We start from the raw sequence: 21,337 nt of genomic DNA, 5'->3' as shown, positions 1-21,337 counted from the left end.
GATAAAATTACGCTATTTATTGTTTAAGATAAAAGTTATACTGTTAAACAAAATTTAATTTATGGAATTCCTATTCAGCTTATCAAACAGGGAAGTTTGCGTATATTTGAGGAATCAACAAACTGAAAAATTATGAAAAAAGTATTTTTATTTATGTGTGCCGGATTATTCGCACTGAGCGCTTCTGCACAAATTGAAGCCCCACAACCTAGTCCATCTGCAAAAGTTGAACAAAAAGTAGGTCTTACAGATGTGACTTTAGAATATTCTCGTCCAGCAGTTCGAGGTCGTGAGATCTTTGGTGGACTAGTTCCTTTTGGGGAAGTTTGGCGTACGGGTGCAAATGCAAATACAAAGATCACTTTTAGCGATAGTGTTGAAATAGGTGGGAAGAAGTTAGCAAAAGGTACTTATGCTATTTATACTATTCCAAATAAAGATTCTTGGGAAGTAATGTTCTATAATGATGCAAGCAACTGGGGAAATCCACAAGAATGGGATGATTCTAAGGTAGCTTTAAAAGCAACTGCTAAAGTGAAAACCATGCCTTCCTCTATGGAATCTTTTGGGATCTTCGTAAATGAAATATCCAATAATGGTGCAGTCTTAGACTTTGTATGGTCTAACACAGCAGCAACATTAGCATTTAAAGTGCCAACAGATGTTAAAACTATGGCAAGCATTGAAAAGGTAATGAATGGTCCTGGTGCTGGCGATTATTATGCAGCTGCGAGTTTTTACATAGAGAGCGGTAAAGATTTAAAGAAAGCTCATGAATGGATCATGAAAGCAACTGCAATGCAAGAAGATGCATTTTGGATGTGGAGAAGAAGATCATTAATAGAAGCTGAATTAGGTATGAAAAAAGAAGCGATTGCTAGTGCTCAAAAATCTATGCAACTTGCCGAAAAAGCTAAAAATGCAGATTATGTTAAGATGAATAAAGATTCCTTAAAAGAATGGGGAGCGATGTAAATCACTTAAAATCTTATAATAAAAAACCCACTCTTCAGTGGTTTTTTTTTATTTGCCTAATATTCTAGGTTTATTTCCTTTCTAATGCGATCGAGCATTGAAATTAACTGTTTACTTTTTTCAAACGTCATTGAGTCACTTTCTGTTCTATTTTCTTCCAGCATTTTTTGAACATGAGCAGCTTCAAAATTATAACCATGAGTAGTTACCGGAAATTCTTTGGTTTCAAGCTCTCCATTAGTTTGAATACTCACAGAGGAGGGTTCATGGAACCTACCATTAATAATCACCGAAGCTTTTTCAAAACTTAAGGTTGCAGTTGTTGGTGTAGTTTCATTTATGGCGCTGTATAGTTTAGCTTTAACACCATTAGAATAGGAGAGCTGTATAGTACAATTTTCATCTACTCCAGTGCTGCCAATAGTTGCCTCGGCAACAATATTTTCAGGATTTCCTAATAAAGACAATGATAGAAAAACTGGATAAATACCCACATCCATCAAACTACCTCCACCAAGTTCTTTATTGTAGATACGCTTTTCTGGATCGAAGGGAGCATTAAACCCGAAATCTGCTTTGAGCTCAAGTAATTCTCCATATTTTTTTGACTCCGTTATATCCAACACAAACTGGAAATGTGGGAGGAATTGAGTCCATAAGGCTTCCATAAGAAAGACATTCTTCTGTTTGGCCAGAGAGATCATAGTTTCTACCTGCCCTAAATTTATACCGAAGGGTTTTTCACAGAGAACGGCTTTTTTATGTTCTAAACAAAGTATAGAATGTTCAAAATGAAATGTATGTGGAGTTGCAACATAGATGATATCTATGTTTTTATCTTCAACTAATTCTAAATAACTGCCGTAAGAAACCTTCATTTCGTGTTTTGCAGCAAATTCTTCGGCCTTATCAATAGATCTGCTAGCAACTGCATATAGAATTGCTCCGGGGACTGTCGAGAGGTCTTGAGCAAATTTTGCAGCTATTTTTCCTGCACCTAATATTCCCCAATTAAATGTTTTATATCTCATAATTACCTGGTTTTTCTGGAGAGTGAATTATACTTTGTAGGATAAGTGCTAATATCATAACTAAAGCACATCCTAATAGATTAAGCCATAGATAAGGAAGCACTTCCAGATGATAAATTAATAATATTACGGCTTGGGTTATAAGGGCAGCTATAAATACAGCGTTACTATTTACATGTTTTATAAAAAATGCCAGCAGAAATATCCCTAAAACATTTCCGTAGAAAATAGAACCGATGATATTTACCAATTGTATAAGATTATCGAATAAATTTGCGAAACTTGCAAAAAGGATTGCCAACAGCCCCCATCCTAAAGTGAACCATTTAGACATTTTCACATAGTGTTCATCAGATTTCTCTTCAGAAACATTTCTCTTATAAAGATCTATTGTGGTGGTAGAGGCCAGCGCGTTTAATTCTGAAGCAGTGGATGACATGGCTGCTGATAATATTACAGCCAGCAATAAGCCAATAAGACCTCTTGGAAGATTGTTAAGTATAAAATGGATAAAGACATAATCTTTATCATTTGTTTCCAGATCTTCACTTACAGAGCTTATAAGAGTCTTTGCTTCCTCTCTGTTGGCTTCTTCTAAAGAATTAAGACTTAGCAGTTCAGATTTGTAAAGATCTCGTTCTTGTTTAGAAGCACTCGTTAAACTGTTACCGTATCTAATACTAGTTTCTTGTCTTTTCTGCTGAATCTCTTCATTTTTGACCATCAACTGTTGATATTCTTCGGAATATTCAGATTCCAATACAGCTCGCTGAGCGGACGGATTAAAATTAAGGGGAGCTGTATTGAATTGATAGAAGACAAATACCATAACCCCTACAAGAAGAATAAAGAATTGCATAGGCACTTTTAAAATCCCGTTAAAGATGAGTCCCAGTTGCATCTCCCGTACCGAGCTCCCTGTTAAATAACGCTGCACCTGACTTTGATCTGTCCCGAAATAGGATAGTGCTAAAAAGCTTCCTCCAATAACTCCACTCCAAACTGTATATCTATTATCCAGATCAAAGGAGAAATCTAAAATATCCAGTTTTCCACTAGCACCTGCGATGTCCAAAGCATTAGAGAAACTGATATCTGCAGGGAGGTATTGAATAATAAGAAAAAATGCAGCGAACATTCCGGCAAAGATTACTGCCATTTGTTGCTTCTGAGTTACATTTACAGCCTTTGTACCGCCGGAAACAGTATAGATAATAACTAACACTCCAATAATTATATTAAGTGTAGTAAGGTTCCATCCTAATACTGCCGATAAAATAATAGCTGGTGCGAAAATGGTAATTCCGGCAGATAATCCTCGCTGAATTAAAAATAGTAATGCCGTTAATGTTCTGGTTTTAAGATCGAATCTGGACTCCAGAAATTCATAAGCGGTATAAACCTTTAACCTATGATATATTGGAATAAATACCATACAGATAACCACCATGGCAATTGGAAGACCAAAATAGAATTGCACAAAGCCCATTCCATCATGATATGCCTGTCCTGGAGTTGAAAGAAATGTAATTGCACTGGCCTGTGTAGCCATAACGGAAAGTCCAATAGTCCACCATTGGGAATCCTTACCACCCCCAATATAATCTTTTACACTTTGACTTCCTCTTGTTTTGTAAACTCCATAAATTACTATAAAAGCAAGTGTTCCTATTAAAATGATCCAATCTATTAATTGCATATCAGGAGAAGAGATTCATTAGATAATAGAATAAAATAATATAGCCCAGATTGGCTAGAAGCACTATAGAATAAGATTTTTTCCAGATATATTTTTTTGGAGTTTCCATTTATTTTCCAATTGAGATAAGATTAGCAAATAATCTGAAAGCACCAGGAACAGCATCGGGAAATTGTCTAAAAAAGCTTAAACCTGTGTAGATATAATGCCCTTTTCCATATTTGGCAATAAGCAAGCTTCCTTTGCTATTTGCCTCGTTTTTATCATGCATTGCGAAGATAGGAGTAAATTCGGGAGCCCATGAATCTGAAAAATATAGACCACGCTCCTGTACCCAATTTTCAAAATCTTTCTGGGTGATCTTATTTGGACTATTTAAAACAGGGTGCTGTGGATCTAAAAACTCCACTTTTGCATCTTCTTCCGTAACTCTATCTCTGGAAAGTTCTAACTTATATGGTGCTAAATTATCTAAAACCAGTCCGCGATTTGTGTTATATTGTGAGATCAACGTTCCGCCATTCTCAACATATTTCATTAGTTCTTTTTGTTTGAATTTTAAAAGCTCTACCATGTTATATGCACGAATCCCTAATACGATCGCATCAAATTTTGCAAGGGAGGCAGCATTTATTTCATTTGGGTTTATCCTAATTACTTTGTACCCAATTTGCTCTAAACTTTCGGGAATCACATCTCCTGCGCCATCTATATAGCCAACCAATTCTCCTTTTTTCTTGATATCTAATTTTACCAGTTTTGTTTTAGCGGGTAGGACTAAGGTTTGTAAAGGGATATGCTCGTAATCTAATTTGATAATTTCATTCGAGTAAACCTGACCTTCAAAAGTGATCTCAGGAATTAAATTGGTCTCGCTTTGTTCTTTTGGGGGAGTTACCATGAAGCTTAATATGGCAGTACCACCATTATTCTTTATATCGAAATTTGTTTCCTTTGGTTCAATTTTCCATGTTTCCGGAGCCTTTAAGGTCACTTTTCCCTTGGTATCCTTTTGGTTTGCAGTTACTGTTAATTCAATTTTCTTAGCCTCGCCATTGGTGTAAATCAGTACTTTATCACTAAAAGAGGCTACTACTGGAGGAACTATTTCAAAAGGCTGATATACTTCACCTTTTACTGGATCTGTAGTTTTGTAAACCAACTCCTTTTCAAAAGAGATTATTTCATCGTAAAATTTAAGATTGAAGATCGCTTTAGTCAACCGTGGAGTCTCAGGTAATCCAACTATTTTTGGATCTTCTACAACATAAGTTCCCAAATTTGCTGTTTTATTAAGCCAATAAGGGGAGGTGTATTTTGCATCTTTTGGGATGGTATATGTTAGTTTTTCATTCCAATTCTCATTGTCGCTAAGAACTTTGTTAGGCTCTAGAGAAGAACCTCCCGGTAAGACCGATACAGATGAAAGTTCTACAGGAATATTACTCCTGTTTATTGCTTCAAAATTAACTTCAATAGATTGTTTGGTAGCTGAATAAGGAGTATTACTTAAAGCTTCAATATATAATCCACTACAAGCTAAAATAATATTTTTTATCTCTGAAGTTTTAATGTTTTTCCAGTAGCTATCTTCAAGATCTTGCATCAATTTATAAGCTTCAATCAATTTAGGTAAACTCTCTGAAGGATCTCTGAAATTATAATTTTCTTCTACTTCTTTTAAAATTTCGCCAATAGCTGCTCCGCCTTTTAACCGATTCCAAGAAGTGTCAATTCCTGCGAAAATATCACCTTTTGTTTCCGGTACTTTTCCATCTATTAATTCTACATATTCTATCTGGCTACCTCTGCTTCCGCTGCTACCAAAACCTTGAGATCTATGCTGACTTCGGCTTAGTGCTGCAATTTCAGGATTAGACAAACCATTCCACGGGAAATAAACTCCTGTGTCAAACTGAATGAAATTGGATTTATCTGCTTTATCAAATTCATCCTGACTTCCGTAGAACCATGGAGAGGTATTAAAATAGAGTCGGGTAGGAGAAAAAGTTTCGGTGTAATCTAATTGTTCAGGATATGCGTTTTTATTATCCGCAAGCTTAAAAGCTTCCACACCTAGTAAGGCTGACGCTGTATGCTGCCCATGAGTTTCACCAGAAGTACGGTGATTGAATCTATTAATGATCACATCTGGTTTAAAAGTACGGATTGCCCATACCACATCTCCTAAAACCACTTCTTTATCCCAAATTTCCATGGATTCTTCTGGAGTCTTTGTATAACCAAAATCTATAGCCCGGGTAAATCTTTGTTCGCCTCCATCTGTTCTTCTGGCAGCCAAAAGTTCCTGAGTTCTAATAACTCCTAAAAGTTCTTTTAGTTCAGGACCAATCAGGTTTTGTCCTCCATCACCGCGAGTGATAGAAAGATATTCTGTACGGGCATTAACCTCATTAGATAAGTAGGAGATAAGTCTTGTATTCTCATCATCTGGATGAGCAGCAAGATAAAGAACAGAGCCCAAAAAGTTCAACTTTTTAAGAGCTTGATCTATTTCTGCTGAATTTAAATTTTTGGGAGCTTGTCCTTGTAAAGAAATAATTACAAGAAAGAAAATAAACGGGAGAAATTTACGCATGAGAAAATATTGATTTCAATAGTTTCAAATATATAAATTTCTAAGGTGTTCTTAGCCTTTAATCCATCGCAATCTAGAGGCTGTCTTTCCCTTCATCCAGATAAACATCTTTCTTTATAAGGGATACTGCCTTTTGTAAAATCAGGTTGTTTGGATAGGTCACCAATTCACCTTCATCATTTATAATATGTAAATGAAAGGCCTTGATGTCGTCTATCACACCAATAATAGGAGCGTCCTTATCATGTATTCTTATCTTATCTCCAATTTTATAAGGGAAGGAAAAGAAAAGAATTATTCCTGATGTGACATTGCTAAGTATTGACCAAATAGCAAACAATGCCACTCCAATAACAGCAAAAACAGAGGAGAATATTAGTGAAAGATCTTTGTATCCAATTCCCCATGCGAACGCAAGTGAAAATACAGCTATTAAGGAGACTAGAATATTAATGTATTTGAGCATTAAGCGGGTGCGGCTAATGTGTATCTCACTTTGTTTCCCAACTCTGTGAGCTGCTTTTTTCATTGTGAATTGAATAATTAGCAGCGATACCACAATGATGGTGGTGTATATTATTTCGTTCTTGTATATTAAGAAAAGTTCTTTCATTAATTTAAATTCAGTTGCTCCCGCAAATGTAAATCTTTATTGGAATTTTTATTCCAGTAATCAGATTTTATCTCATTCATTTTTGTAGCAGTAGTAGTATATAGTTTTCCATTTACTTCTATTTCTTCCTGCCATTTTTCAATTTTAAAGGGTGCTATATTTGAATAATAGATTTTCAAATTTCTTTTAAGCTCAGGATAACTTATTTTATAAACACTCCAATCTCCATCTTGATAGAATTCGGCTAGCGCATTGTATGCCTTTATTTCCTGATGGGCCAGTCTCAAATATTCAAAAGATGGAATCATGCTGATGTCTCCCGTAGGTAAGAGCTCTGGGTCTATTCTTAGTTGAGTCCATACCTCATTTTCCAAATGTGTTTTGGACAACTCAAGATCTTGATCTGCTTCTCCTTCAAAATAAGAGTGAGAATTAATCTTAAAAACATCTCTGTTATTGAGTTGCATATATACATGACCACACCATTCTTGGATAGATGCAGAAATCTTTAACGCATGCGATTTCCCTTCCAGAGGATAAAAAGTGCTCTGCATAATTGAATATGGGTAGATCCCTGTGTTGAACTTCTTTGTACTGTTCAATTTAAGTATTGGGATCGTCTTATCGCTCTTGGCATTGGCTTTAACTTGAGCTTCTCTTAGGAATTCTTCTGTAACATATATTAGCACCGCAGTTCCTTCCCTAGATTCTCCATATCTGGACTGATCTAATTTGTAGGAAGTGATCTCTGCCTCACCATTGAACCAATACGATTTAAACTCTTCTGAAAGGTTTCGTTGGGGAAGTACAACTTCATCAGAAGAAGTATCTCTGCATCCAGATAAAAGGACCAGAAGGATAATTCCAGAAAAAAGCAGGTGATAATTAGATCTCATTATATAACTATTTATAGGAAAATCGTCTATTGACTAAATTTTTATAAAGCTAACCAATTCTTTAATATCGTTATAGTCCTTTTGTCAATTCGCTCGCAGTCGGGAACTCCTTCAGCAAAATGATTAGATTTCGACTATAGTTTATTCTGAGCTTGACTAAGGTCTACCTGACATTCGTTTGGCTAACAATTTTTTAATATGAAACTAAATATTGAATTCAAACAAGTTTTATTTATTATAAGCTAGCTATTTCCAATAAGGTTTCATAAACTAAATGCGTAGGCAGTCCAACTACATTGAAGTAACTTCCTTCTACCTTTGTTATTCCAATTAAACCAATCCATTCCTGAATTCCATAAGAGCCAGCTTTGTCCAAGGGATGGTAATTCAAAATATAGAAATCGATCTCTTCTTTAGTTAATTCCTTAAATGTTACCATAGTAGAAGCGTTCACTGTTTTCTGAAACTCAGTTGTTGTAAAGCTTACAGAAGTAATTACCTCATGTTTTTTACCGGACATAGACTTTAACATTTCAAAGGCTTCCGTTGTGGTTTCGGCCTTTCCTAAAGCTTTGTTTTCATGCCAAACTATGGTGTCGCTTGTGATTAAGATGTCTTCTTTTTTTAATTCTCGCTTAAAAACCTCTGCTTTAAGTTCAGATAGGTAGTCGGTTATTTCTGAGCCTTTTAGGTTTTCAGGATATATCTCTTCTATATTTTTTACATCTATTATAAATGGGATCTTTAGATCTTTGAGGAACTGATGTCTTCTGGGAGATCCTGATGCTAATATGATGTGATGATTCTTTAGTTTTTCCTTCAGCATAATTTAAAGTAATATGAATTTATAAAGCCCAAGTGATACTATCCCAAGAAGCATGATTATTTTTAATAAGGAACTGAGTTTATAATAATCCTTTTTAGTTTCTGCAGTCCAGATATTTATCAAGAAGTAAAGTAAAGGAGCTACAATAAAGATTAAGGCATATAAAACCGCCCATAAATTCTCGAATAAATAATTATATAGGTAATAGATTACCGCAGATAAAGGTAATAATCCAACAAGGAAGATTGCCAAATTAGCTCGCTTTGATCCAATTGCTACGGGAAGTGTGTTTCTACCAGCCTTATAGTCCCCTTTAATATCTTCTTGGTCTTTCACCATTTCCCTAAGCCAATTCAGTAGAAAAGCAAATAGCGCATAATCTAAAATGATAGAGAAAATAGTGGATTGTGTTTGTTGATTTTCTGCAGTAATGGCTGGTAATAGGTCATAAAGTCCTACGATAATGATCGAAAAAGCTACCAAAGCGCTAATCACCAGATTCCCAACAACCATAATGTATTTTAAATAGGTAGCGTAGAGATAAAGTAGCGCAGAGATAATGATGAATATTGCGGAAAATTCCGGTTTGCCAATGACGTTGGAAAGATAAAAGCCTGAACCTACTCCTACAATGCTCAATACAATATACAGCGTATTAGCAGTATTGATTGAAATTTTTGTGCCTATAAGCACTTTCTCGGGTTTATTAATTCTATCTGTTTCCAGGTCGTAGATATCATTGATAATATTTCCTGCAGCAGCAATACAAATGCTTGCTAGAACTAATAAAGAAAAACCTAAGCCGCTAAGAGTAATGCTTATTCCAAAACTATTAAACAGACCATATTTAATTAGGACTTGTGTGAAAAGTATCATTAATAGATTTGGAGCTCTCACCAATTTCAAAAATGCTAATAGCATAGGATCATTTAAATTAAACCAATTTTAAATTGTAAAGTTTTATCTTCTAGCCTTTGGATGCGTCATGATTCTGAAGCCATTTTCCCTGCACTTTTAAAACTTGTTCTATTACATCACGAACACAACCTTTCCCACCTTTTTTGTGAGATATATAGCGACTAATATCTTTGATCTCTGCAGCAGCATCCTGAGGGCAGCAAGGCATTCCTACTAGTTTCATTACGTATAGATCTGGAATATCATCGCCCATATAAAGAACGTGCTCTGGGTTTACATCGTAGATATCCATAAATTCTTTTAACTGCTCCACCTTATCTGCTACTCCAAGAAAAATATTAGTGATACCAAGATCTCTCAGGCGTTTTCTAACTCCTTCATTTTTGCCTCCAGAGATTATACATACATTGTACCCAGCCATTTCAGCAGTTTTTAAAGCATAACCATCTTTAATGTTCATTGTCCGCAATAATTCGCCTGCAGTATTTACCTGAATGGTTCCGTCGGTGAGTACGCCATCTACGTCAAAAATGAACGTATTAACATGATTTAAATATTCTTTATAATTCTTTTCCATGGAGGTTTTGAATAGATTGGGTTAAAAGTGAGTATATTTTTTGTTGTTCCTCATTAAGTAATTCTAAATGAGAATTTATAACATCTTGATCTTTTCTTTTTGCGGGTCCTGTTTGCGATTCCATAGGACTCATTTTTGTTACCTTAGAAGCAGTTTCTAGAATTAATGGGTGCAATATTTCAAAAGGGATCAGATTATCTTGACATATTTTTTCTCCCTCTGTATAAAGGAAATTCACAAAATTGCTAACAAACACAGCAGCCACATGGAGGGATTTCCTTTGTTGAGAAGAGATCTCAAATATTTTTTCTGAAATTTCTGAACCTAATTCTTTGAGCGAATTTGTGTTTGCTTTAGTATTAGCTTCAATACAAATAGGGATGTTAGAAAAATCTACTTCCTTGTTTTTAGAAAATGTTTGAAGCGGATAAAACACCCCGTGATTCTTAAATTTATGGAATACTTCTTTAGAAACTGCACCAGAAGTGTGTAATACCAAAGCATCTGTCTCTTTTATTTTTTTACTTAGCTCAGCTAATACATCGTCCTTTAAAGCAAAAATATAAATATCTGCAGGAGCTAATTCATCAAGATTTGTAGTAATAGCTACCTGATCCTTGAAAGCTTGAAGTGTTTCTGAAGCATGATTATATACCTGAATGATCTTAAAATTATCGGAATTTTTATAGGCCTCAAATAAATGAGTTGCTACATTTCCAGTGCCAAAAAGTACAATTCGCTTCATTTTGCTAAAATACCAAAATTTCCGGGTTTAAAATTAACAATTGATCAGTGGAATTGCTTGTCTTTAAAGCTCGCAAACTCCTTAAAAATAGTTAAATTTGCATCGTTTTAAAGTAGTCCTAAATGCAAAATAAAATAGCCTCTGTTATATTCTCTACCCGAATTATGGCAGTCTTGTTCATTGTCTTCGCCATATCAATGGCTCTGGGAACATTCATAGAAAGTTGGTACACCATAGAGACCGCTCGAGTATTGATTTATAATACCTGGTGGTTTGAGGGAATCATGGTTTTCTTTGTTATCAATTTCTGCGGAAATATCATCCGATACGGGATGCATAAACGCGAAAAATGGTCTTCCCTTTTAATTCACCTGTCATTTATTTTAATTTTAGTTGGTGCTTTTGTTACCAGATATATCAGTTACGAAGGTATTATGCCAATTCGTGAAGGAGAAACCACCAGTTCATTTCTTTCAGAAAGAACCTATTTAACCGCTTATTTAGATGGAGAAATAGACGGAGAACCACGAAGAAGAGTAGTTGAAGAAGCAGTTCTATTAGCGCCGGAAACAGAAAATGATATAGCTATTAATACTGATTTCAACGGTCAGGAAGTAGATATCGAGGTGATCAACTATATCCATGGAGCAGAGGAAGGATTGGTTTTAGCCGAAAACGGGGATAATTATCTTAAGATTGTTGAAGCAGGAGATGGAGCTAGACACGATCATTATTTAAAAGAGGGTGAAATAGCTAATATTCATAATACACTATTTACGCTAAACAAACCTACTGAAGGTGCTATTAATATTGAAGTTGATGAAGAGGAGGGAACCTATCAATTAAGATCCCCATTTGAAGGAGATTTCATGAGAATGTCAGATCAATTTAAAGGAGAGGTAATAGCAGATAGTACACAAGCTTTAATGTTAAGGTCCTTGTACAATATTGGTGGGATGCAGTTTGTGATTCCAGAACCAATGGCAAGGGGGAATTATGATATTATTCCTACGGAAGTAAAAGCAAAAAATCAACTCAATGCAGTTAGCCTTAAAATCACCACTGGAGGTGAGTCTAAGAATATTAGCATGTTAGGAGGAAAAGGAGTTGTGAATCCTCCAAAGAATCTAAAAGTTGGTGGATTAGATATTTATCTAAATTATGGTTCTAAGGAAATGGAATTGCCATTTTCTATTAAGTTGAATGATTTTATAGCCGATAAATATCCCGGAACCGAGAATAATCCAACTCCAAGTTACGCAGCATTCAAGAGTAAGGTAGAAGTGATCGACGATAAAGGCACAGAACCCTACGAGATCTTTATGAACCATGTATTGGATAAAGAAGGCTATAGATTCTTTCAAGCCTCTTTTGATCCAGATGAAAAAGGGACCGTACTCTCTGTAAATCACGATTTTTGGGGAACATGGATTACTTACATTGGGTATTTTCTATTGTATCTAGGTCTTATGTTAATTCTATTTGATAAAGGAAGTAGATTCGGGAATTTGAAGGTCCTGTTAGATAAAGTGAAGGAAAAGAAGGCAGCACTAAGCTTAATAGCTGTATTGTTTTTGAGTTTTAGTTCTGGATTTGCTCAAAATACTCAAGAAGATGATCACGCCCATGTTACTTCTAATAAAGAAAGAGTAGACTCTATAATTCAGAGTACTGCTGTAGATGCAAAGCATGCGGCAAAGTTTGGGAAATTGGTAATTCAGGATGCAGGTGGAAGAATGAAGCCGGCTAATACTTTTTCTTCAGAATTATTAAGAAAACTTAGCAAGAAAGATTCTTACGAAGGGCTAAATGCAGATCAGATTTTGATCTCCATGACCGAGAATCCAGCGTTATGGTATAATGTTCCCTTAATTTACGTGAAACCTAATAATGATAGTATTAGACATATTGCAGGAGTAAATGTTGATGAGAAATATCTTGCGCTAACAAATTTCTTTGATGCTTCAGGAACCTATAAACTCTCTCCTTATTTAGAAGGTGCTTATAAGGCAAGTGTTCCTAATCAGTTTCAGAAAGATTTCATAGAAACAGACAGAAAAGTGAATCTACTTTACAATGCTTTACAAGGTAAAGTGTTGCGTATTTTCCCTATTCCAGAAGATGAGAATAACAAATGGATCTCTTTTCCAGAAGTATCAGAATCAAAATTAACCGGGATGGATTCTGTTTATGCAAGACAGATCTTACCAATCTATATGAATACCCTTCGGGAATCTAGAGTTTCAGGAGATTATACAAAGTCTGATGAGTTGCTTGGAAGTATAACAGGATATCAGAAAAAATTTGGAGCAGATGTTATGCCTTCAGAAGAAAAGATAAATGCAGAAGTGCTTTATAATAAATATGATATTTTTCGAAACCTCTATATGTGGTATATGTTCGCGGGTTTAATCATGCTAATTTTGGTGATTGCGCAGATCTTTAAAGATTCTAAGGTGATTAGAGTCTTGATTAAAACCAGTGCAATAGTGATTTTGGTATTATTTATTGTACATACCTTGGGACTTGCTGCAAGATGGTATATTTCTGGTCATGCACCATGGAGTGATGCTTATGAGTCTATGATCTACGTTGCCTGGGCCACGATGTTCTTTGGTTTGGCCTTCGGAAGAAAAAGCTTTTTGACAACCGCGTCCACTTCCTTTGTAACCGCTATGATCCTAATGATCGCTCACTGGAACTGGATGGATCCTGCAATTGCTAATTTACAACCTGTATTGGATTCATATTGGTTAATGATCCACGTATCTGTTATTGTGGGTAGTTATGGTCCTTTCACCTTAGGTATGATCTTAGGAGCAGTTTCTCTAATACTTATGATTCTTACAACCGATAAGAATAAGGCAAAAATGAATTTGAATATTAAAGAGATCACTATAATTACTGAAATGGCCTTAACCGTTGGATTGGTAATGCTAACCATTGGAAACTTTTTAGGTGGACAATGGGCCAATGAAAGTTGGGGGAGATATTGGGGCTGGGATCCAAAAGAGACTTGGGCGCTAGTGAGTATTATGGTATATGCCTTTGTGATACACATGCGTTTAGTACCGGGATTAAGAAGCAGATGGTTCTTTAATTTAATGGCTATTATTGCGTTCTCTAGTATTATGATGACCTATTTTGGAGTTAACTTTTATTTAGCAGGTTTGCATTCTTATGCGAGTGGAGATAAAGTGATCACCCCAACATTTATTTATTATGCAGTTGCCGGGGTAGCATTGTTAGGTGGTGTGTCTTATTGGAAATATAAAAAGTACTACGCTAAGTAGCATTTAGAATTTTTTATATTACTCATTGAGTTGAGAATTGAAAAGTATCGAAGAAATTCACTGAGATTCCTCCTCCGTCGGAATGACAAATCTCTCCTAGTGTCATTCTGAAAGGAGTGTAGCGGATTGAAGAATCTCAATGAAGTTCAAATTTTTTATTGAGATTCCTCCTCCGTCGGAATGACAAATCTCTTCTTGTGTCATTCTGAAAGGAGTGAAACGGATTGAAGAATCTCAATGAAGTTCAAATTTTTTATTGAGACTCCTACTCTCTTGAAATGAAAACAACTTAATACTTAACTGTCACACTGAGACCCGTGATAAAAAAAATTATCTAGCGTAGGTTTTTGACGTATAATTGTTTCTAGCTGATTTATCTTCTTAAGAACTTCTTTTTTGCAAGTGTAGTAGTTCCACGGCGTAAAATTTTCGAAGCCTTGGAGAAAATTTAGCCGTGGAAGTACGGTTCTAATTATGCGGTAGCATAATTGGAAACACCTACAAAAAAGTGTCCTTTTTTTGGTTCGTTTTTTTGGACACGCAAAAAAATGAACAATCTTAAAAATTAAACAGATCTTTACCGACCAGAGGGAGAGTATTCCAGATTCTTGAAATTACGTCAATGGTAGCCTATCGAAATGTGCTCAGCTCTAGAGCGGATTCGACAGGCTCAGCCTGACATATTGCTAAAAAATAAAAGCCACCTCTTTCAAGGCAGCTTTTTGTATTGTATCGAATTGAAAAATCAAATTACTTCAATCCTCCAACCATATCTTTTGGTTTAACCCATTCGTCAAACTCTTCTTCAGTAACATAACCTAAATTCACAGCTTCCTGTTTTAGTGTAGTTCCGTTAGCATGCGCTGTGTTTGCGATCTCTGCAGCTTTATAATATCCAATCTTAGTATTCAAAGCAGTTACTAACATTAGGGAATTATCCAAAAGTTCTTTGATCCTTTTCTTGTTAGGCTCAATACCTTGAGCACAATGCTCATCAAAAGAAGCACATGCGTCTCCAATTAATTGTGCACTTTGTAAAAAGTTAGCGGCCATAACTGGTTTAAAAACATTCAGCTCAAACTGACCTTGCATTCCACCCACGCTTATTGCAACATCGTTCCCCATAACTTGTGCACAAACCATAGTTAATGCCTCACATTGCGTTGGATTCACTTTTCCAGGCATAATAGAAGAGCCAGGTTCGTTTGCAGGGATACTTATTTCTCCAATTCCACTTCTAGGTCCGGAGGAAAGCATTCTAATATCATTTCCAATTTTATTCAAGGAAACTGCCAATTGTTTTAAAGCACCATGAGATTCTACGAAAGCGTCGTGTGCAGCTAAGGCTTCAAACTTATTCGGGGCAGAAACAAAAGGAAGTCCAGTAAATTTTGCTATAAATTCAGCAACTCTTTTAGAATATCCTTTTGGGGTATTCAATCCAGTTCCTACCGCAGTGCCACCTAGCGCAAGTTCGGCTAAATGAGGAAGTGTGTTTTCTAAAGCTTTAATTCCATGATCTAATTGCGCAACATACCCACTAAATTCCTGTCCCAGGGTTAGGGGAGTGGCATCCATAAAATGGGTACGTCCAATCTTAACTACATCCTTAAATTCTTCAGATTTCTTTTTTAAGGTATTTCTCAATTTCAGAATTCCTGGCAAAGTAACTTCACTCACTTTTTTATAGGCAGCAATGTGCATTCCGGTTGGAAAGGTATCGTTAGATGATTGTGATTTATTCACATCATCGTTTGGTTGAAGTGTTTTTTCACCTTCTCCAATAGTTTTCCCAGCAAGTTGATGCGCCCGATTAGCTATCACTTCATTTAAATTCATATTACTCTGAGTACCACTTCCAGTTTGCCAGATCACCAAAGGAAATTGATCGTCGTGTTTTCCGGCTAGGATCTCCTCACATACTTGTGCTATATAATCTCTTTTTTCTACAGGTAGAGCTCCAAGTTCGCAGTTAGTAAAGGCTGCTGCCTTTTTTAAATAGGCAAAACCATATACTATTTCTAAAGGCATACTGCCTGCTGCGCCAATTTTGAAATTATTTTTGGAACGTTCGGTTTGTGCTCCCCACAACTTATCTGAAGGGACTTTCACTTCCCCCATTGTATCTTTCTCTATTCTGTAGTCCATAATTTTTTTCGATTAGATTACAAATCTACAGTTTCAAGTTTTTTATTTCTTTAAATTTTATACAAAATTTTTAAGTTTTTATATAGAATCCTTTATTTAGGTTTGATTTATCAAAAAATTGATTTTTAATCTAAAAAATCAATTTTTATTTGGAAGACTGCAATAAGACTTACTATCTTTGCTTAGATTTAAAAATCTTTAGAAAATATGTTCGAATTTGATCAATACTTAGGCTTTATAGCATTTTTAACTATTTTAACCATGGGATTTTGGCTAATGATTTTTTTAGTAGCAATTGTTCCTTATTGGATAGGCGGATCTGTTATGGAAATGCTTAAGGAAATGAGAAACAAAAGAAAAAAGGAAAAAGAATTAAAGTCGTAAGATTTTTATTCTTTTCATTTTTACAGAGATAGTTATACTATAAATATATACCACAAAAAAGGTTGCCAATTTTGGCAACCTTTTTTTTTAATATGTTTTAGAGATTATCCTTCGAAGTCTCCTCCATCATCTTCTCCACCATTTTGTCTGTTTCTATTCTGATCTCTTTTCTTTTGATTGAACCTATAGATCAATGTAAGTGTAAATTGTCTTTCTCTCCATTGAAATTCGCTTTCCTGTATAAAACGATCTGTAGTAGTTAAAGAATTTCTCTTTCTCGAATTCAACAAATCTCTTACGTTAAAAGATAAAGTAGCACGTTCCTTGAATATTTCTTTACTTAACGCCAAGTCTAAAGAAAAGATACCATCAGATTGTGTTTGAGCGTTTTCTTGAGCGCCTCTATAAAAAGCATTTGTTTGAAAGTCTATATTTGCAGGCAAACTAACTTTAGAGCTAAATCTTCCAAACCAGCTGTTGTTTTTCGCACCATAATCTATTCCATTAAAATCTCCTTCAGTTTTAAATTGAAAGAAATTCACACTTCCATTAAGTCTTAGCCATTTTGCAGGATTGTATAATACTCCGGCTTCTGCTCCAATACGCTCATTGGTGGCAAGGTTAATTGGAATAGTTCTAATAATTTCTATTCCTTCAAAGAATTCTCCTGTTCCTTGTTGTACTCTTTCAAAGGCATCTGTTTCGTATTGATAGTATACAGAAGAAGTTAGAGTTATTTTGTCCCATCGTTTTAGATATCCAAGATCAAAAGCGCTTGCATAGGATGGATTTAGATTAGGATTTCCTTGAAAAACATTGGTTCTACTGGCACGTGATGGGAAAGGATTAATAAACCAACCTCTAGGTCTGTTTATCCTTCTGTTATAACCAAGCGTAACATTTTCGGTTTCAGCAAGTTCGTATATTAAATTTACTGTAGGAAAAAGCCCTAAGTAGTTATTATCAAAATCGGTATCTATTTCAAAACCAAATGTATTTACCAGATCTTCTTCAGAAAACTCGGTATCTATGGTTCCTTTTAGTTGTGTGTTTTCTAATCTTAATCCTAGTAAAAATGAAAAGTCACCAAATTTGGTTCCGTATTGGGTATAAAGGGCATTGACATTTTCTGTATAATCAAAAATATTTGAAACCGTATCATTTCTAACTAATCTACCAGTAGCTTCATCTTCAATATTTAAATTGTAATCTGTTTCTTCATTTTCAAAATTCCCACGGAAACCTGCTTCAAATTGTGAATCTTCACCAATTGGTAATACGTAATCTGCTTGAATTAAATATTCATTTTGCTTCTCCTTAGTGAAAACCTCTTCTGAAGCTAAAAAAGGGTTTTCCTCAGCAGTATTATTTATTCTAACATTTTCTGTAATAAAAGCAGGCTCCTCTTCTTCACCACGTTCGTATTGAAAATCCATAGTTAACTTATGCCCTTCCTCATTGAACCTATTTACATAATTCAATGAAAACTGAAAACTTTTATCTTCTTCCAATTCTACTTCACGTCTTAGTGTTTCTTGAGCTAAAGCGTTATTCTGAAATTTCTGTGTGAGGTTGGTGGTGATATCTTCTCCATCGCCGTATCTAAAAAAGGCACTCCCTGTAATAGAAGATTTATCGTTTAAATAATATTCCATTCCCAGATTGGTGTTGAAACCTTTGTTGGAACGATCATAATCTCTATTTTCTAAAACTCTACCGAAATCTCCTTGGAAATAACGAGTATCAAAATTTCCTCCTCCTGGGCCAGATCTATAATTATATCCGGTAGTATTAAAAAGATTGTATTTATCTGTTCTTAAATTAACATTGGCAGTAATTCCATAGCTTTCCGGGTAGCCAATATTAGTAGAAATAGAGCCATTAAAACCTAAAGTTTTGTCCTTTCTTAGGATGATGTTTATTATCCCCGCAGTTCCTTCAGCATCATATCTTGCCGATGGAGAAGTAATAACTTCCACACGGTCTATAGCCTCTGCTGGAAGTTGTCCTAATACATCTGTAGAGCCAAAACCAGCTAGGGCCGATGGTTTTCCATTAATCAAAACACGAACGTTTTCATTTCCTCGAAGACTAATTGATCCTTCCACATCTACCGCTACCGATGGTACATTGCTCAATGCATCGCTTACAGTCCCTCCTTTGGTAGTAAGATCTTTCCCTATGTTATAGATTTTTTTATCTAATCTAACCTCTACCTGAGTGGTTTCTGCACGAATAACCACTTCATCTAAACTAGAAGAACTTATCCCTAATTTGATATTTCCAAGATCTAGATCGGATTCTACAGTTTTATTTTTAAAACTTTTTGGAGTATAGGATATAAACTCAATTGTGATGTTATAAACTCCAGGTGGAACTTTTATTGAAAATTCTCCGTTTATATCTGTAACCCCACCATCTAAGAATTCGGGATCACTGGGACTGGTAATTGCAATTGTAGCATATTCTAAAGGAACATTTAAAGCATCATCCAACACTTTCCCTGAAATTGTATATTGTTTGGATTGAGAATAGCCCGAGTAAGGGCCGGAAATAAAAAAAATCAGCAAAAAGCTGAAAAGTATCATTCTTTTGAAGGTCATAACAATCTTTTCTTGTTAGACCTAATAAGAAAGAGAAGGTTTAAAAGACAATTGTTAAATAAGCCTTAAACTTTATAACGCATTTATGCATCCATTAATTCATTAGGAATTTTTTTGTTAACTCCTACATAAGCAGTGAATTGTGCACTGGTTAAGAATTTCCTTAATTTTTTATATTCTCTTTGCTGTATGTTTTTAAGATCTCTAATTATGAATTTTTGAGACCTATTTGAATTTATAATCCCATTTTTATGGATTGTATATTCAATAATAGTAGCCTCTAACTTTTTTGTTTGTTCTGGAGTAAGACCTAATTTTTCCTTCCATTCGGAAGCAATTTCAGATGCGATCTCCCTAATCTCCTTAGAATTTTTATCGTGGAAATACATTTGTGCAAAAACAAAGCCTCCGACCAAAATAGTAGAAACCCCTAATAGTTGTATTCTATTTTTTAATTTCATGTTCAGCATTTTAAATAATTATATAAAATCCCAATTAGGATAATAGTTCACTTATTTTTGAGGAAGGCCTTCCTACAACTGCTTTTTCTTTATCTTCAACAATAGGCCTTTCAATTAATTTAGGATATTTGATTAATGCCAGCATAATATCCTCACTACTTAATTCTTTATGTTTAAATTCTTTTTTCCAAATTTCTTCGTTAGCTCTTACCAATTCAAGGGGAGACATACCAAGTTTTGCAATTAATTTCTCCAACTCTTCTTCAGATAATGGAGTTTTTAAATATTCCCTTACATAGAAATCTTTTCCTGAACTTTGAACTAATGCTAATCCTTCTCTAGATTTACTGCATCGGGGGTTATGATAAACTGTGATCATACGTTGAGCTTAAAATACGCAATTAAAATTAATTTTTCAATAATAGGGAACAGAATATCAATCTTCATGCCGTTGTCCCATCATCATAAGATAGGCCTTTAAAAATGGGTCTATCGCACCATCCATGACTGCATCTACATTTCCTGTCTCTTCTGCCGTGCGAACATCTTTCACTAATTTATAGGGATGCATCACATAATTTCTTATTTGTGATCCCCATTCTATTTTCATTTTGGAGTCTTCTATTTCCCTACGTTGCGCCTGTTGCTTTTGAAGCTCGATCTCGTACAGCTGACTCTTTAAAAGTTGCATCGCTTTTGTTTTGTTCTCTAATTGAGAACGAGTTTCAGAATTTTCTATAACGATCCCGGTAGGAGCGTGGCGCAACCTAACTGCAGTTTCCACCTTATTTACGTTTTGTCCACCAGCACCAGAAGAGCGCATTGTTTCCCAAGAGATCTCCGAAGGATTTACATCTATTTCTATACTATCATCTACAAGAGGATACACATATACCGAAGCAAAAGAAGTGTGTCTTTTCGCATTACTATCAAATGGGGAGATTCTTACCAATCTATGCACGCCATTCTCACCTTTTAACCAACCAAAAGCATATTCACCTTCAATTTCTATTGTTACTGTTTTAATCCCGGCAGATTCACCACTTTGATAATTCAGCTCCTTAAGCTTAAAACCTTTAGATTCAGCCCAACGAAGGTACATTCTCATGAGCATTTCTGCCCAATCGCAACTTTCTGTTCCTCCTGCACCCGCAGTAATTTGTAGCACTGCGCTTAAGTTATCACCTTCCTCAGAAAGCATATTTTTAAACTCGAGATCTTCAATTAATCCCAGCGCTTTTTCATGTCGGTTTTCTACATCCTCTGCACTGGCTTCTTTCTCCTTATAGAACTCGTAGATAACCTCGAGATCTTCAACAAGCGTTTCACCAGCTAAATAATCGTCTACCCATTTTTTTTCAGCGTTAAGATCACGCATTAGGGTTTCTGCTTTTTTAGGATTGTCCCAAAAATCCGGGGCATATGTCTTCTCCTCTAAATTGGAGATTTCTATCTGTTTGGCATCAACGTCAAAGATACCTCCTTAACGCTACCAGGCGATCTTTAAGATCTTTTATATGTTCTGAAGTGATCATATCTGTTATTAATTTCAGTAAAAATAGAATTAAA

General features: G+C 35.3%; 17 protein-coding genes. 3 read left to right on the top strand and 14 right to left on the bottom strand.

Annotated elements, in window-relative coordinates:
• Positions 1-132: 132 nt before the first annotated feature.
• Positions 133-975, top strand: a complete 843-nt coding sequence (locus H033_RS0113375) for a DUF2911 domain-containing protein (protein ID WP_026838764.1) — start codon at positions 133-135, stop codon at positions 973-975.
• 56 nt (positions 976-1,031) lie between these two features.
• Here H033_RS0113375 and H033_RS0113370 read toward each other — a convergent pair whose 3' ends face one another.
• The 9 genes from H033_RS0113370 to H033_RS0113325 form a co-directional block, all read right to left on the bottom strand.
• Positions 1,032-2,006 (bottom strand): Gfo/Idh/MocA family protein, encoded by a 975-nt coding sequence (locus H033_RS0113370; protein ID WP_026838763.1) that lies wholly within the window; start codon positions 2,004-2,006, stop codon positions 1,032-1,034.
• A complete protein-coding gene (locus tag H033_RS0113365; protein WP_026838762.1) occupies positions 1,996-3,705 on the bottom strand; it encodes a sodium:solute symporter in 1,710 nt (569 codons plus the stop codon). The genes H033_RS0113370 and H033_RS0113365 overlap by 11 nt, the downstream gene beginning before the upstream one ends.
• A gap of 109 nt (positions 3,706-3,814) precedes the next feature.
• Entirely contained in the window at positions 3,815-6,304 is a 2,490-nt protein-coding gene (locus tag H033_RS0113355) for a PIG-L family deacetylase (protein ID WP_026838761.1), read from the bottom strand.
• 73 nt (positions 6,305-6,377) lie between these two features.
• The gene (locus H033_RS0113350) at positions 6,378-6,917 is read right to left on the bottom strand and encodes a mechanosensitive ion channel domain-containing protein (RefSeq protein ID WP_026838760.1); all 540 of its coding nucleotides are present in this window, start codon (positions 6,915-6,917) and stop codon (positions 6,378-6,380) included.
• Positions 6,917-7,813, bottom strand: a complete 897-nt coding sequence (locus H033_RS0113345; RefSeq protein WP_026838759.1) for a hypothetical protein — start codon at positions 7,811-7,813, stop codon at positions 6,917-6,919. The genes H033_RS0113350 and H033_RS0113345 overlap by 1 nt, the downstream gene beginning before the upstream one ends.
• Before the next feature lie 235 nt (positions 7,814-8,048).
• Positions 8,049-8,639 (bottom strand): Maf family nucleotide pyrophosphatase, encoded by a 591-nt coding sequence (locus H033_RS0113340; protein WP_026838758.1) that lies wholly within the window; start codon positions 8,637-8,639, stop codon positions 8,049-8,051.
• Between the two features lie 3 nt (positions 8,640-8,642).
• Positions 8,643-9,560 carry a geranylgeranylglycerol-phosphate geranylgeranyltransferase gene (locus H033_RS0113335; protein ID WP_026838757.1) on the bottom strand — a complete coding sequence of 306 codons (918 nt, stop codon included), beginning with the start codon at positions 9,558-9,560 and terminating at the stop codon, positions 8,643-8,645.
• 46 nt (positions 9,561-9,606) lie between these two features.
• Positions 9,607-10,134, bottom strand: coding sequence for a KdsC family phosphatase (locus tag H033_RS0113330; RefSeq protein WP_026838756.1), 528 nt, complete (start codon positions 10,132-10,134; stop codon positions 9,607-9,609).
• Complete coding sequence (locus H033_RS0113325; RefSeq protein WP_026838755.1) at positions 10,118-10,879, bottom strand: Rossmann-like and DUF2520 domain-containing protein; 762 nt, start codon at positions 10,877-10,879, stop codon at positions 10,118-10,120. Before H033_RS0113325 ends, H033_RS0113330 begins: the two co-directional genes overlap by 17 nt.
• A 122-nt stretch (positions 10,880-11,001) precedes the next feature.
• Here H033_RS0113325 and ccsA point away from each other — a divergent pair, with 122 nt between their 5' ends.
• Positions 11,002-14,172 carry a cytochrome c biogenesis protein gene (ccsA, locus tag H033_RS0113320; RefSeq protein ID WP_026838754.1) on the top strand — a complete coding sequence of 1,057 codons (3,171 nt, stop codon included), beginning with the start codon at positions 11,002-11,004 and terminating at the stop codon, positions 14,170-14,172.
• Positions 14,173-14,922: 750 nt separating this feature from the next.
• Here the strand turns inward: ccsA and fumC are convergent.
• On the bottom strand, positions 14,923-16,320 hold the full coding sequence (gene fumC, locus H033_RS0113315) for a class II fumarate hydratase (protein ID WP_026838753.1): 1,398 nt from the start codon (positions 16,318-16,320) through the stop codon (positions 14,923-14,925).
• A 207-nt stretch (positions 16,321-16,527) separates the two neighbouring features.
• Between fumC and H033_RS21845 the strand changes: the two genes are divergently transcribed.
• Entirely contained in the window at positions 16,528-16,704 is a 177-nt protein-coding gene (locus H033_RS21845) for a hypothetical protein (protein ID WP_026838752.1), read from the top strand.
• Between the two features lie 104 nt (positions 16,705-16,808).
• Here H033_RS21845 and H033_RS0113305 read toward each other — a convergent pair whose 3' ends face one another.
• From H033_RS0113305 to prfB, 4 genes are all read right to left on the bottom strand, one after another.
• Complete coding sequence (locus H033_RS0113305) at positions 16,809-19,307, bottom strand: outer membrane beta-barrel family protein (protein WP_026838751.1); 2,499 nt, start codon at positions 19,305-19,307, stop codon at positions 16,809-16,811.
• 83 nt (positions 19,308-19,390) lie between these two features.
• On the bottom strand, positions 19,391-19,768 hold the full coding sequence (locus H033_RS0113300; RefSeq protein WP_026838750.1) for a hypothetical protein: 378 nt from the start codon (positions 19,766-19,768) through the stop codon (positions 19,391-19,393).
• Positions 19,769-19,802: 34 nt separating this feature from the next.
• Positions 19,803-20,147, bottom strand: coding sequence for an arsenate reductase (glutaredoxin) (gene arsC, locus H033_RS0113295; RefSeq protein WP_026838749.1), 345 nt, complete (start codon positions 20,145-20,147; stop codon positions 19,803-19,805).
• Positions 20,148-20,204: 57 nt separating this feature from the next.
• A protein-coding gene (gene prfB, locus H033_RS0113290) for a peptide chain release factor 2 (protein WP_155827818.1) occupies positions 20,205-21,303 on the bottom strand; the annotation gives its coding sequence in 2 pieces (ribosomal slippage) (positions 20,205-21,239 and positions 21,241-21,303; 1,098 coding nt in all).
• Between the last annotated feature and the right edge of the window lie 34 nt (positions 21,304-21,337).

Source organism: Gillisia sp. JM1, assembly GCF_000424645.1.
Classification (GTDB): domain Bacteria; phylum Bacteroidota; class Bacteroidia; order Flavobacteriales; family Flavobacteriaceae; genus Gillisia.
The sequence above is the reverse complement of the archived record's forward strand: the minus strand, read 5'-3'. Positions and strand labels throughout refer to the sequence as shown.